The sequence below is a fragment of the Enterobacter genomosp. S genome (genome assembly GCF_001631805.1).
In the GTDB taxonomy this organism is placed as follows: domain Bacteria; phylum Pseudomonadota; class Gammaproteobacteria; order Enterobacterales; family Enterobacteriaceae; genus Enterobacter; species Enterobacter quasihormaechei.
Genome location: NZ_LVVA01000001.1, coordinates 606,591 through 619,474, shown reverse-complemented (window position 1 = coordinate 619,474; position 12,884 = coordinate 606,591). Strand labels below are relative to the sequence as shown.

The window sequence follows — 12,884 nt, the reverse complement described above, 5'->3', positions numbered from 1 at the left end:
TTGTGGTTAATTTTAGGCGAATTCCAGGAATTATCTGCGTGAAGTGTAAAATCCCGTTTACACTTCAAGGCCGACAAGTTAGATTGAAAGCATTGCTTTCATTACTAAAGATATGGCAGAGCCGGAAAGAAGATGAATTATCAGAACGACGATTTACGCATTAAAGAGATCAATGAGTTATTACCTCCCGTAGCGCTCCTTGAAAAATTCCCCGCCACTGAAAATGCCGCCAACACGGTGTCTCATGCCCGCAAGGCGATCCACAAGATCCTCAAAGGTAGCGACGATCGTCTTCTGGTGGTGATCGGGCCGTGCTCTATTCACGATCCTGCTGCGGCCAAAGAGTACGCGTCACGACTGCTCACCCTGCGTGAAGAGCTGAAGGACGAACTGGAAATCGTGATGCGCGTCTATTTCGAAAAACCGCGTACCACCGTGGGCTGGAAAGGGCTGATTAACGATCCGCACATGGACAATAGCTTCCAGATCAACGATGGCCTGCGCATTGCGCGTAAGCTGCTGCTGGAAATTAATGACAGCGGGCTGCCGGCGGCGGGAGAATTCCTGGATATGATCACGCCGCAGTATCTGGCTGACCTGATGAGCTGGGGCGCCATCGGCGCGCGCACCACGGAATCTCAGGTTCACCGCGAGCTGGCGTCTGGCCTCTCATGCCCGGTGGGCTTCAAAAACGGCACGGATGGCACCATCAAGGTCGCGATTGATGCCATCAATGCGGCTGGCGCGCCGCACTGCTTCCTGTCGGTGACCAAATGGGGCCACTCGGCTATCGTGAATACCAGCGGTAACGGCGACTGCCATATCATTCTGCGCGGCGGTAAAGAGCCTAACTACAGCGCAAAACACGTGGCGGAAGTGAAGGCGGGTCTGGAGAAAGCGGGACTGGCGCCGCAGGTGATGATCGATTTCAGCCATGCGAACTCCAGCAAACAGTTCAAAAAGCAGATGGAAGTCGGGGCGGATGTTTGTCAGCAAATCGCCAACGGTGAACGCGCGGTGATTGGGGTGATGATCGAGAGCCATCTGGTGGAAGGCAACCAGAATCCTGAGGGCAGCGAGCCGCTGGTCTACGGTAAGAGCGTGACGGATGCCTGTATTGGCTGGGAAGATACCGATGCGATCCTGCGCCAGCTGGCGGATGCGGTAAAAGCGCGTCGCGGCTAAGTTTGTCGCGGGCAATAAAAAAGCGTGGATTGCTCCACGCTTTTTTTATGTCCGGCGAAAATTACTTCGCTTTACCCTGGTTCGCCACTGCCGCCGCTTTTGCAGCGATTTCGTCGGCATTACCCAGATAGTAATGTTTAACAGGTTTGAAGTTCTCGTCGAACTCGTACACCAGCGGTACGCCGGTAGGGATGTTCAGCTCGAGGATCTCATCTTCACCCATGTTGTCCAGGTATTTCACCAGCGCGCGCAGGGAGTTACCGTGAGCAGCGATAATAACGCGCTCGCCGCTTTTCAGGCGTGGCAGAATGGTTTCGTTCCAGTAAGGCACCACGCGGTCAATGGTCAGCGCCAGGCTTTCGGTCTGTGGTAGTTCAGCCTCAGTCAGCTTCGCGTAGCGCGGATCGTGACCCGGGTAGCGCTCGTCATCTTTGCTCAGCTCTGGTGGCGTTACCGCGAAACCGCGACGCCACTGCTTAACCTGCTCGTCACCGTATTTCTCTGCGGTTTCCGCTTTGTTCAGACCTTGCAGCGCACCGTAGTGACGCTCGTTCAGCTTCCAGGATTTCTCAACCGGCAGCCAGGCCTGATCCAGCTCGTCCAGAACGTTCCACAGGGTATGGATGGCACGTTTCAGCACAGAGGTGTAAGCAAAGTCAAAGGTGAAGCCTTCTTCTTTCAGCAGTTTACCTGCCGCTTTTGCTTCGCTCACGCCTTTCTCGGACAGATCAACGTCATACCAGCCGGTGAAGCGGTTTTCATTGTTCCACTGGCTTTCGCCGTGGCGCACCAGGACAAGCTTAGTATTAGCCATTTCTTACTCCTCAAGCATTTTGAATGATAACAATTCTCATTATATTGCCGTGACTGTGCCAGCAGCAACGCTTAACCCTAACCATAGCGAAAATAGTTCGAGAGTGTAAGATGCATGTGAATCCAGGGTTATGATTTTGTCTGCGATCGCCGCTATTTTCAGCAAGCGGAGATAAAAAAGCCCTCGCGGTGAGGGCAGGCTTTTTTGCCGGACGGCGCTTCGCTTATCCGGCCTACATTCATAGGCCCGTGCAGGCGCAGCGCCGCCGGGCGTTAAGCGCGCGGAATGAAATGATACTCGGTAACGCTCGTGTACTCTTCACCCGGACGCAGTACGCAGTCCGGCTGCGGCCATTCTGGATGGTTAGGGCTGTCCGGCAGGAATTCGCTCTCCAGCGCCAGACCTTGCCAGGCGGCGTAGTCGTTATGTTCACGCGCCGTGGTGCCCTCCAGGTAGTTGCCGGAGTAGAACTGAAGGGCAGGGGCGGTGGTGTAGACCGTCATCTGTAACTTCTCATCCGCAGACCAGACCTGTGCGGCAGGTTGAGAAAGATCGCCTTTCGCCTGCAACAGGAAAGCGTGGTCGTAGCCCTTCACCTTGCGCTGATCGTCATCACTCAGAAAATCCTGGGCGATGGTTTTCGGCTGACGGAAATCAAAGCTATTGCCGCTTACCGGTTTCAGCCCCTGATACGGAATACCCATCTTATCGACCGGCAGATACGCGTCCGCCAGGATCTGGAGTTTGTGGTTACGGACATCGGTCTGGTTGCCGTCGAGATTGAAGTAAGCGTGGTTAGTCAGGTTGACCGGGCACGGCTTGTCGACCGTCGCGCGGTACTCAATGGCGATGCGATTATCCCCGGTCAGGGTGAAGCGCGCGGTTGCGGTCAGATTGCCCGGGAAGCCCTGGTCACCGTCGAGGGAGTCCAGAGAGAACCAGACCTCACCGTCATTTTGCTGCACAATCTTCCAGCGGCGTTTATCAAACCCTTCCGGACCGCCGTGCAGCTGATTTTCACCCTGGCTTGAAAGCAGGGAATATTCTACGCCGTCCAGCTCAAACCGGCTTCTGGCGATGCGGTTGGCGTAGCGGCCTATGGACGCGCCAAGAAAAGCCTTCTGCTCAATATACTGCTCGGGGGATGCGCAGCCGAGCAGGGTTTCGCGCACGCTGCCGTCAGGCATGGGGACGCGGGCAGAAAGTAGGGTTGCGCCCCAGTCCATCAGCGTAACCACCATCCCGGCGCTGTTGCGCAGGGTTAACAGGCGATACGGCAGACCATCCGGTGCGAGTGTAGGTATTTCGTTTAGCACTGTCCGGCTCCTTGTGATGCTTTGCAGACATAGAAAGTTTCTTTGATGCCCGTTTTGGCTTCGTACTGTTTCGCCACGGCGTCCTGAACGGCAGGGACCAGCTCTTCCGGCACCAGGGCGACGACGCAGCCGCCAAACCCACCGCCGGTCATACGCACGCCGCCTTTGTCGCCAATCGTGGCTTTTACAATTTCAACCAGGGTGTCGATTTGCGGCACGGTGATTTCGAAATCGTCGCGCATGGAGGCATGCGATTCTGCCATCAGTTCGCCCATGCGCTTCAGGTCACCTTTCGCCAGCGCGGAGGCGGCTTCTACGGTACGGGCATTTTCCGTCAGCACGTGACGCACGCGCTTCGTTACGACCGGATCCAGCTCGTGGGCAACCTTGTTAAATTCATCGAGAGAAACATCACGCAGGGCCGGCTGCTGGAAGAAGCGCGCGCCGGTTTCACACTGCTCGCGGCGGGTGTTGTACTCGCTGCCCACCAGGGTGCGTTTGAAGTTACTGTTGATGATCACCACCGCCGCACCTTTTGGCAGCGGAACCGCTTTGGTGCCGAGCGAGCGGCAGTCAATCAGCAACGCATGCTCTTTCTTGCCCAGCGCGGAAATAAGCTGATCCATAATGCCGCAGTTGCAGCCCACGAACTGGTTTTCCGCTTCCTGACCGTTGAGGGCGATCTGCGCGCCGTCCAGCGGCAGATGATAAAGCTGCTGGAAGACGGTGCCGACCGCCACTTCCAGCGATGCAGAAGAGCTTAATCCTGCTCCCTGCGGCACGTTGCCGCTGATAACCAGATCGGCCCCGCCGAAATCCTTGTTACGCTTCAGAAGATGCTTCACCACGCCGCGCACATAGTTCGACCACTGCTGGCTGTCGTGGGTCACGATCGGCGCGTCGAGGGAAAATTCGTCCATTTCGTTGCCGTAATCCGCGGCGATCACCCGCACCATACGATCTGAACGTTTCGCGCAGCCGATCACCGTCTGGTAGTCAATGGCACAGGGCAGCACAAAACCGTCGTTATAGTCGGTGTGCTCGCCAATTAAATTAACGCGGCCTGGCGCCTGAATAACGTGGGTGGCAGGGTAGCCAAATTTTTCAGCAAACAGGGATTGTGTTTTATCTTTCAGATTCATTTTTAGACTCCTGATTCGCGGTAATGGACGTCGCTAACGGCACGCAGACGTTCTGCCGCCTGTTCCGCCGTCAGGTCGCGCTGGGTTTCCGCCAGCATTTCATAGCCCACCATGAATTTACGTACCGTTGCTGAGCGCAGCAGCGGCGGGTAGAAATGCGCATGCAGCTGCCAGTGTTGATTCTCTTCGCCGTTGAACGGCGCGCCGTGCCAGCCCATGGAGTAGGGGAAGGAGCACTGGAAGAGGTTATCGTAACGGCTGGTCAGTTTTTTCAGCGCCAGGGCAAGGTCGTCTTTCTGCGCGTCGCTGAGGTCGGTAATGCGCTGGACGTGGGCTTTTGGCAGCAGCAGCGTTTCAAACGGCCACGCCGCCCAGTACGGCACCACGGCAAGCCAGTGCTCGGTTTCCACCACGGTGCGGCTGCCGTCCGCCAGCTCACGCTGGGTGTAATCCACTAGCATCGGTGAACCGTTCTCTGCAAAATAGGCTTTTTGCAGCCGGTCTTCACGTTCGGCTTCGTTCGGCAGGAAGCTGTTCGCCCAGATCTGGCCGTGCGGGTGCGGGTTAGAGCAGCCCATCGCCGCGCCTTTGTTTTCAAACACCTGCACCCACGGATAGGTCTGGCCCAGCTCCGCCGTTTGCGCCTGCCAGGTGCTGACAACCTCTTTCAGCGCCTCAACGCTCAGCTCCGGCAGCGTTTTGCTGTGGTCGGGAGAGAAGCAGATCACGCGGCTGGTGCCGCGGGCGCTTTCGCAGCGCATCAGCGGGTCGTGGTTTTCCGGCGCGTCCGGCGTGTCGGTCATCAGCGCCGCGAAATCGTTTGTGAAAACGAAGGTGCCCTTGTAGTCCGGGTTTATATCGCCCGTCACGCGCGTGTTGCCCGGACAGAGGAAGCAGTCCGGATCGTGCTGTGGCAGCGTCTGTTTTGCAGGCGTCTCTTGCGCCCCCTGCCAGGGGCGCTTGGCGCGATGCGGTGAAACTAAAATCCATTGCCCGCTGAGCGGGTTAAAACGACGATGCGGGTGATCGACGGGATTAAATTGCGTCATGACAAATCCTTAGTCCGGATAGCCCTGCGGATGGCGTGACTGCCAGTGCCAGGTATCCTGTGCCATTTCATCGAGCGTGCGGGTGACACGCCAGTTAAGCTCTTTATCCGCTTTGGAGGCATCGGCCCAGTAAGCCGGAAGATCGCCATCGCGGCGCGGCGCGAAGTGGTAGTTCACCGGCTTGCCGCAGGCTTTGCTGAAGGCATTCACCACATCCAGCACGCTGCTGCCGACGCCGGCGCCGAGGTTGTAAATATGCACGCCCGGTTTATCCGCCAGCTGCTGCATCGCCGCCACGTGGCCGTCGGCCAGATCCATCACGTGAATGTAATCGCGCACGCCGGTGCCGTCTTCGGTGGGATAATCGTTACCAAAAATCGCCAGGGAGTCGCGACGCCCTACGGCCACCTGCGCGATATACGGCATCAGGTTATTTGGAATGCCCTGCGGATCTTCGCCCATGTCGCCTGACGGATGCGCGCCAACCGGGTTGAAGTAGCGCAGCAGCGCGATGCTCCACTCAGGCTGGGCTTTTTGCAGGTCGGTCAGGATCTGCTCCACCATCAACTTGCTTTTGCCATACGGGCTTTGCGGCGTACCGGTCGGGAAGCTTTCAACGTAAGGAATTTTTGGCTGGTCGCCGTAGACGGTCGCGGAGGAGCTGAAGATAAAGTTTTTCACGTTTGCCGCACGCATGGCGGAGATCAGACGCAGGGTACCGTTGACGTTGTTGTCGTAGTACTCAAGCGGTTTTGCTACCGATTCGCCCACCGCTTTCAGGCCTGCGAAGTGGATAACGGTTTCAATCGCGTGATCGTGAAGGATTTCAGTCATCAATGCTTCATTGCGAATATCGCCTTCCACGAAAGTCGGCTGTTTTCCCGCAAGGCGTTCAATGACTGGCAGCACGCTGCGCTTACTGTTGCACAGGTTATCAAGAATGACGACGTCGTGACCGCTTTGCAGCAGTTGCACACAGGTATGACTACCTATGTAACCGCTACCACCTGTTACCAGAACTCGCATATTTCGCTCCATTAGGCTTATGGTATGAATTAACCATAGCATATCAGAGACGCGAAAAGTGTGACATGGGATAAAATAGTGGTATCGTTTACACAGGCTTTCACACGCGCTTTTTCACCTGCTTCGTGCATTTTAGATCAAAGAGATAGAGAAGTATTGTTGCGGGTTGTCTGAAAAGCGGAGGGCGGCGCCCTCCACGGGTTAATCGATTTTGCTCAGCAGGTAGCGGTAATGCTCGCCGTCAGGCACAAATTCCAGCCGATGGGTCATGCAGGACGGGGCGTCTTCAGCATGGTGGGAGACAAACAGCAGTTGGGTTTCACCTTCGCTAATCAGTACATCCACAAAGCGTCGGATCAGCTGTCGGTTAAGCGGATCCAGTCCCTGCAACGGTTCGTCCAGAATCAGCAGCGTAGGGTGTTTGACCAGCGCGCGGACGATCAATGCCAGCCGCTGCTGCCCCCACGACAGGCTGTGGAAGGGCGCATCAGCTACCCGATGGTCCATCCCCAGAATATCCAGCCACGCCTGCGCCAGCTTGTGCTGCTTGTCCGATACCGCCTGATAAATACCAATAGAATCAAAGAAGCCGGACAGGATCACGTTGCGCACCGTGGTGCTCACGCGGTAGTCCAGATGCAGGCTGCTGCTGACATAGCCGATGTGCTTTTTGATGTCCCAGATGGTTTCCCCGCTGCCGCGACGGCGACCGAAGAGGGTCAGATCGTTGCTGTATCCCTGCGGATGATCCCCGGTGATCAGGCTCAGCAGCGTGGATTTACCCGCCCCGTTGGGCCCGACGATCTGCCAGTGCTCACCGGGATTAACCGTCCAGCTGAGGTGATTAAGAACAGGGCGATCGTCGTAGGCAACCACGCCATCGCGCAGCACGATGCGCGGCTGATCGGGATCAAGTCCGTGTCGCGCCGATGGCGCATCCGGCTCCGGCAGGGCGATACCGTCCAGCTTTTCGCTGTGCGCCAGCTGCGCAATCAGCGCCTGCCGGAGCAGTCCGGCCTTCTCGCCGGTTTCGGTCAGGCTACAGTCAGCCAGCACGCCCGCATAATGGACGAAATCAGGGATCTCATCAAAGCGGTTAAGGACCAGCACAAGCGTGTATCCCTGCTGGTTAAGCGTCGTCAGCAACGCGGCCAGCTGCGCGCGGGACTGCACATCCAGCCCGTCAAACGGCTCATCCAGAATCAGGAGTTCCGGCTCGCTCATCAGCGCCTGGCACAGCAGCGTTTTGCGCGTCTCGCCGGTAGAAAGGTATTTGAAACGGCGGTTAAGCAGGGCGGTAATGCCAAATTGCTCCGCCAGCTGCTGGCAGCGGGCAGGGTCTTTGATTTCATCCTGGATAATCTCCGCCGTCGTGCGGCCGGTATCTTCTTCACCGGGGCTGAGCAAATCGGTATTGTTACGCTGCCACTCATCGCTGACCAGCTTTTGCAGCTGTTCGAAGGAAAGGCGCGTTAGCCGGGTAAACGTGCACCGACGCTCTCCCTCCAGCTGGGTTAATTCACCCGCCAGGGCGCGGGCCAGTGCCGATTTTCCGCTGCCGTTCGTGCCCACAAACGCCCAGCTTTCTCCGGCGCGCAAGGTTAACTCTGGCAGCGATAAGGTACGGGTATCGCTAAGACGAAACGTGCCTTGCGAAATATGCAATGATGACATGTGTTATCCCATTTTTTGCAGCAACAGATGTCAGGGATACCCAGAGTCGTCAGGGTTGTCAATGCGCTTAGCATAATGTGGCGATAATTACCCGGTCGGCATTGAAATATGCGGTCACCACAGCACCTTCGACTAATTCAGCCGCGTCGTTCACCGGAACGGTGGCGCAGAGCGACTGTCCATCCGGCAGGGTCATCAGCACTTCACTCTGTTCTGCGCCGCGTTCAATGTGGCTAATTTCACCGCGTAGCTGGTTGTCGGCCTCTGCGGCCTGCTCAGGGTTAAGCGCAATGCCGATCCAGGGCGCTTTAAGTAATACCAGCACCTCCTGACCTTCATTCAGCCCGAGGCGCTGACCGCTTTGCGCGGTGATGGCGGCTTTAAGGCGCGTCGTACCGTCCGCCAGCAGGATCTCAATATGCTCCTGCACCTGCGAATGGTCGCGTCCCGTCACCGTACCAAACCACTGGTTGCGGGCGCTGGTCTGTAATGAAAAACGGGAGATGGCGCCCAGCAGGCTGTCCAGCGGCAGATTGTCGTCATCGCTTAACACATCAAAGGCTTTTTGCTGGATCTGCGCCAGTAAATCGTAGAGCTGGATCAGACGTTGCCCGTAACGCGTCAACACGGCGCCGCCGCCGCCTTTTCCGCCTGTGGCGCGGTCAACCAGCGTTTGTTCGCTCAGAGTGTTCATGTCGTTAATCGCATCCCAGGCGCTTTTATAGCTGATGCCGGCGTTTTTGGCACCCTGGCTAATCGAGCCAGTTTGTTCTATTTGTTTTAACAGGGCGATGCGTCGCGGATCGGCGAAAAGCTTCTGCTGAAGGCGTAGGGTGAGGAGAATTTCAGCCTGCATAACGGGGTCCCGGCAAAAAGGCTATTGTGACCCAAATGCCCTGATGCGAAAAGCGCACCGCACAAAAGGGGATGTTTTTCTTACTTTTCAGGGTAGAATAAGCCGTTCACAAGATCTGGAGAAAACCATGTTAGAGTTGTTGAAAAGTCTGGTATTCGCGGTAATCATGGTGCCAGTAGTGATGGCTATCATCCTCGGTGCCATCTACGGCCTGGGTGAAGTGTTCAACGTCTTTTCGAACATTGGTCATCGTCGTGACCAGCCTAAAAAGCAGCAATGATTTCCTCCAAAACGCCCGGTCAGTCCGGGCGTTTTGCTCTCAAGTTTATTTCTCTCCCGCCGATATCTTTTACAACGTTCCTTGAGTTTACGCACTAATGGGTACGATTTAACGCTATGAACGCCTGTGATATATCGTTATATTTATTTGTATATAACGAAACGCACAGGAGCTTCAAATGGCACGTTCATGGGTACGCCTTTTCGCAGGGGCAACGCTGACACTCTCACTCACCGGCCACGCGCTGGCGGATGAAGGAAAAATCACGGTCTTTGCGGCGGCGTCGCTGACTAACGCGATGCAGGATATTGCTGCGGAATACAAAAAAGAGAAAAACGTCGAGGTTGTCTCGTCATTTGCCTCCTCTTCCACGCTGGCCCGCCAGATCGAAGCGGGGGCGCCTGCGGATCTGTTCATCTCTGCCGATCAGAAATGGATGGATTACGCGGTGGAGAAAAAGTCTGTTGAAACGGCTACCCGCGAAACGCTGTTGGGCAATAGCCTGGTGGTGGTCGCGCCCGCAAACAGCAAGCAGGGCGACATTGCCATTAACAAACAGACGGACTGGACCCGTCTGCTGAACGGTGGCCGTCTGGCGGTGGGCGATCCGGAGCATGTTCCTGCCGGAATTTATGCGAAGGAAGCGCTGCAAAAGCTGGGCGCATGGGAGACCTTATCGCCGAAGCTGGCACCCGCAGAAGATGTGCGTGGCGCGCTGGCGCTGGTGGAGCGTAACGAAGCCCCACTCGGGATTGTTTACGGCTCCGATGCCGTCGCCAGTAAAGGCGTGAAGGTAGTGGGTACCTTCCCGGAGGACTCGCATCAGAAAGTGGAATATCCTGTTGCGATAGTTGATGGACATAAAAATGCGACCGTGACGGCCTTCGTTGACTATCTGAAGGGGCCGGAAGCGTCCGCTATCTTTAAACGTTACGGATTTACGACTCACGAATGATATTGACCGAACCTGAATGGCAGGCCGTGCTGCTGAGCCTGAAAGTCTCTTCCCTGGCGGTTGCGCTGAGTTTGCCCTTTGGGGTGTTCTTTGCCTGGTTACTGGTTCGCGTGAAGTTTCCAGGCAAAGCCCTGCTCGACAGTGTTCTCCATCTTCCGCTCGTCTTGCCGCCTGTGGTGGTCGGCTATCTGCTGCTGATCTCCATGGGGCGACGCGGCGTTATCGGCGAGTGGCTGTACGACTGGTTTGGCCTAACCTTTGCTTTCAGCTGGCGCGGCGCGGTGCTTGCCGCGGCGGTGATGTCCTTCCCGCTGATGGTGCGCGCTATCCGTCTGGCGCTGGAAGCGGTGGATATCCGGCTGGAACAGGCCGCCCGCACGCTGGGCGCAGGCCGCTGGCGGGTATTTCTGACCATCACCCTGCCGCTCACGTTACCGGGCATTATCGTCGGTACGGTGCTGGCTTTCGCCCGCTCGCTGGGCGAGTTTGGTGCGACTATTACTTTTGTATCAAACATTCCGGGCGAGACGCGGACCATCCCGTCGGCGATGTATACCCTGATTCAGACGCCGGGCGGCGAAGGTGCGGCGGCCCGGCTGTGTATTATTTCGATTGTGCTCGCCCTGGTCTCGCTGCTGGTGTCGGAGTGGCTGGCGCGCCTCAGCCGTGAACGGATGAGGAAACCGTGATGCTGGAACTCAACTTTACGCAAACCCTGGGCAACCACACCCTGACGCTGAATGAAACGCTGCCTGCCAGCGGTATCACCGCGATTTTTGGCGTTTCCGGGGCGGGAAAAACGTCGCTGATAAATGCGATTAGCGGCCTGACGCGCCCCCAGTCTGGCCGCATTGTGTTAAATAATCGCGTCTTAAACGACGCGGAGAAAAAGATTTGCCTGTCACCGGACAAGCGCCGCATCGGCTATGTATTTCAGGATGCGCGCCTCTTTCCGCACTACAGCGTGCGCGGTAACCTGCGCTACGGCATGGCAAAAAGCATGGCCGGACAGTTCGATAAGCTGGTGGCGCTGCTGGGTATCGAATCGCTGCTGGATCGTCTGCCGCCTTCGCTGTCGGGGGGCGAAAAACAGCGCGTGGCGATTGGCCGCGCCCTGTTAACCGCGCCGGAACTGCTGCTGCTGGATGAGCCGCTGGCCTCGCTGGATATTCCGCGCAAGCGCGAGCTGCTGCCGTACCTGCAACGTCTGGCGCGGGAAATCAACGTACCCATGCTGTACGTCAGCCATTCGCTGGATGAGATCTTACATCTGGCCGATAAAGTGCTGGTGCTGGAAGCGGGGAGGGTGAAGGCCTTCGGTAATCTCGAAGAGGTGTGGGGCAGCAGCGTTATGCACCCGTGGCTGCCAAAGGAGCAGCAGAGCAGCATTCTGAAGGTGAGCGTACTGGAGCACCATCCGCACTATGCGATGACCGCCCTGGCGCTGGGCGATCAGCATCTGTGGGTTAACAAAATCGACACGCCGATTCAGTCGACGTTACGCATCCGCATTCAGGCGTCAGATGTCTCACTGGTCCTGCAACCGCCGCTGCAAACCAGTATCCGCAATGTGTTGCGCGCAAAAGTGGCGCAGTGTTTTGATGATAACGGCCAGGTAGAAGTACAGCTGGAAGTGGGCAGCAGAACGCTGTGGGCGCGCATCAGCCCGTGGGCCAGGGATGAGTTAGGCATCAGGCCTGGCCTGTGGCTTTACGCGCAAATCAAGAGCGTCTCCATCACCGCCTGATTACAGCAGGTGGGTGTAGATAAACTGCGCGATGCTGTCGGTGGTGTTATCGCCAATTACGACGTCAGCACGCGCTTTCACCGCGTCATCAGCGTTACCCATCGCCACGCCCGTGCCGGCGGCTTCCAGCATGCTGATGTCGTTATAGTTATCGCCAAAGGCAATCACGTCCCGCATCGATCCGCCCTGAGATTCAACGAACTGGGTCAGACGTTTGCCTTTGCTGTTGCCTTTGCGGGCGATATCCACCTGATCGTGCCAGGACCATTCACATTCCAGACCCAGCGTATGCTCAACATGCTTTGCGAAGGTATTGAGTTTGCTGGTGTCCTCATCGGTCAGGGCAAATTTCCAGATAGCCTCAACGTCTTCCGCCGCCCGGCGCAGGGAGGCAACCTGAGTGAACACCGGACGCTGCGCTTCCGGCAGGGACAGAGCCCAGTTGCTGGTGCGGATCACATGACCGGTAGGGCGTTCATACAGCATGGCGTTATCCACATACATCAGGCCATGAATTGCGTGCTCATCCAGTAAATCAATTAATTGCAGCGCCTGAGAAACAGGAAGCGGATCGGAGGTTAAAACCTTTTTTGCCTGATAATCATACAAATAGGTGCCATTACAACAAATTGCAGGTGTATCTAAGCCCAGTGCCTGATAAAAAGGATGAATGGCAACGTGATGTCGACCCGTTACGATGAGGAGTTGATACCCCGCTTCCTGGGCTCGTTTGAGGGCTTCAAGGGAAGAGGGGAGCAGGGTTTTCTGCGGGGTAAGCAGTGTTCCGTCTAAATCCAGTGCAATCACTCGCGAGGTCATTTTTTCTTCCGGGTTAACGTT

Annotated in this window: 13 protein-coding genes; 5 read left to right on the top strand and 8 right to left on the bottom strand. The window is 56.7% G+C overall.

The features are described from left to right. The first annotated feature begins 132 nt into the window (after positions 1-132). Entirely contained in the window at positions 133-1,185 is a 1,053-nt protein-coding gene (gene aroG / locus A3466_RS02940; protein WP_063449329.1) for a 3-deoxy-7-phosphoheptulonate synthase AroG, read from the top strand. Positions 1,186-1,246: 61 nt separating this feature from the next. On the opposite strand, the gene gpmA is transcribed toward aroG, so the two are convergent. From gpmA to modE, 7 genes are all read right to left on the bottom strand, one after another. Continuing rightward, positions 1,247-1,999 (bottom strand): 2,3-diphosphoglycerate-dependent phosphoglycerate mutase, encoded by a 753-nt coding sequence (gene gpmA / locus A3466_RS02935; RefSeq protein WP_006809557.1) that lies wholly within the window; start codon positions 1,997-1,999, stop codon positions 1,247-1,249. Positions 2,000-2,271: 272 nt separating this feature from the next. Beyond that, a complete protein-coding gene (galM, locus tag A3466_RS02930; RefSeq protein ID WP_063449328.1) occupies positions 2,272-3,315 on the bottom strand; it encodes a galactose-1-epimerase in 1,044 nt (347 codons plus the stop codon). Further along, positions 3,309-4,457, bottom strand: a complete 1,149-nt coding sequence (galK, locus tag A3466_RS02925) for a galactokinase (protein ID WP_063449327.1) — start codon at positions 4,455-4,457, stop codon at positions 3,309-3,311. The genes galM and galK overlap by 7 nt, the downstream gene beginning before the upstream one ends. Positions 4,458-4,459: 2 nt before the next feature. After that, positions 4,460-5,506: a galactose-1-phosphate uridylyltransferase gene (galT, locus tag A3466_RS02920; RefSeq protein ID WP_063449326.1), complete on the bottom strand. Its 1,047-nt coding sequence runs from the start codon at positions 5,504-5,506 to the stop codon at positions 4,460-4,462. A 9-nt stretch (positions 5,507-5,515) separates the two neighbouring features. Next, positions 5,516-6,532: a UDP-glucose 4-epimerase GalE gene (galE, locus tag A3466_RS02915; protein ID WP_063449325.1), complete on the bottom strand. Its 1,017-nt coding sequence runs from the start codon at positions 6,530-6,532 to the stop codon at positions 5,516-5,518. 201 nt (positions 6,533-6,733) lie between these two features. Beyond that, positions 6,734-8,206, bottom strand: a complete 1,473-nt coding sequence (modF, locus tag A3466_RS02910) for a molybdate ABC transporter ATP-binding protein ModF (RefSeq protein WP_063449324.1) — start codon at positions 8,204-8,206, stop codon at positions 6,734-6,736. A gap of 67 nt (positions 8,207-8,273) precedes the next feature. After that, on the bottom strand, positions 8,274-9,062 hold the full coding sequence (gene modE / locus A3466_RS02905; RefSeq protein ID WP_063449323.1) for a molybdenum-dependent transcriptional regulator: 789 nt from the start codon (positions 9,060-9,062) through the stop codon (positions 8,274-8,276). Between the two features lie 127 nt (positions 9,063-9,189). Between modE and A3466_RS02900 the strand changes: the two genes are divergently transcribed. The 4 genes from A3466_RS02900 (at position 9,190) to modC (ending at position 12,044) form a co-directional block, all read left to right on the top strand. Continuing rightward, on the top strand, positions 9,190-9,342 hold the full coding sequence (locus tag A3466_RS02900) for an AcrZ family multidrug efflux pump-associated protein (RefSeq protein ID WP_003858549.1): 153 nt from the start codon (positions 9,190-9,192) through the stop codon (positions 9,340-9,342). 178 nt (positions 9,343-9,520) lie between these two features. Next, positions 9,521-10,297 (top strand): molybdate ABC transporter substrate-binding protein, encoded by a 777-nt coding sequence (modA, locus tag A3466_RS02895; RefSeq protein WP_063449322.1) that lies wholly within the window; start codon positions 9,521-9,523, stop codon positions 10,295-10,297. Continuing rightward, a complete protein-coding gene (modB, locus tag A3466_RS02890) occupies positions 10,294-10,986 on the top strand; it encodes a molybdate ABC transporter permease subunit (protein WP_063449321.1) in 693 nt (230 codons plus the stop codon). Before modA ends, modB begins: the two co-directional genes overlap by 4 nt. After that, the gene (modC, locus tag A3466_RS02885) at positions 10,986-12,044 is read left to right on the top strand and encodes a molybdenum ABC transporter ATP-binding protein ModC (RefSeq protein WP_063449320.1); all 1,059 of its coding nucleotides are present in this window, start codon (positions 10,986-10,988) and stop codon (positions 12,042-12,044) included. The genes modB and modC overlap by 1 nt, the downstream gene beginning before the upstream one ends. Here modC and A3466_RS02880 read toward each other — a convergent pair whose 3' ends face one another. Then, positions 12,045-12,863, bottom strand: a complete 819-nt coding sequence (locus tag A3466_RS02880) for a pyridoxal phosphatase (RefSeq protein WP_063449319.1) — start codon at positions 12,861-12,863, stop codon at positions 12,045-12,047. Between the last annotated feature and the right edge of the window lie 21 nt (positions 12,864-12,884).

Coding starts and splice junctions, on each gene's coding strand:
- aroG (WP_063449329.1), top strand. CDS start 133: ATGAATTATCAGAACGACGATTTACGCATTAAAGAGATCAATGAGTTA.
- gpmA (WP_006809557.1), bottom strand. CDS start 1,999: ATGGCTAATACTAAGCTTGTCCTGGTGCGCCACGGCGAAAGCCAGTGG.
- galK (WP_063449327.1), bottom strand. CDS start 4,457: ATGAATCTGAAAGATAAAACACAATCCCTGTTTGCTGAAAAATTTGGC.
- galT (WP_063449326.1), bottom strand. CDS start 5,506: ATGACGCAATTTAATCCCGTCGATCACCCGCATCGTCGTTTTAACCCG.
- galE (WP_063449325.1), bottom strand. CDS start 6,532: ATGCGAGTTCTGGTAACAGGTGGTAGCGGTTACATAGGTAGTCATACC.
- modF (WP_063449324.1), bottom strand. CDS start 8,206: ATGTCATCATTGCATATTTCGCAAGGCACGTTTCGTCTTAGCGATACC.
- modE (WP_063449323.1), bottom strand. CDS start 9,062: ATGCAGGCTGAAATTCTCCTCACCCTACGCCTTCAGCAGAAGCTTTTC.
- A3466_RS02900 (WP_003858549.1), top strand. CDS start 9,190: ATGTTAGAGTTGTTGAAAAGTCTGGTATTCGCGGTAATCATGGTGCCA.
- modA (WP_063449322.1), top strand. CDS start 9,521: ATGGCACGTTCATGGGTACGCCTTTTCGCAGGGGCAACGCTGACACTC.
- modB (WP_063449321.1), top strand. CDS start 10,294: ATGATATTGACCGAACCTGAATGGCAGGCCGTGCTGCTGAGCCTGAAA.
- modC (WP_063449320.1), top strand. CDS start 10,986: ATGCTGGAACTCAACTTTACGCAAACCCTGGGCAACCACACCCTGACG.
- A3466_RS02880 (WP_063449319.1), bottom strand. CDS start 12,863: ATGACCTCGCGAGTGATTGCACTGGATTTAGACGGAACACTGCTTACC.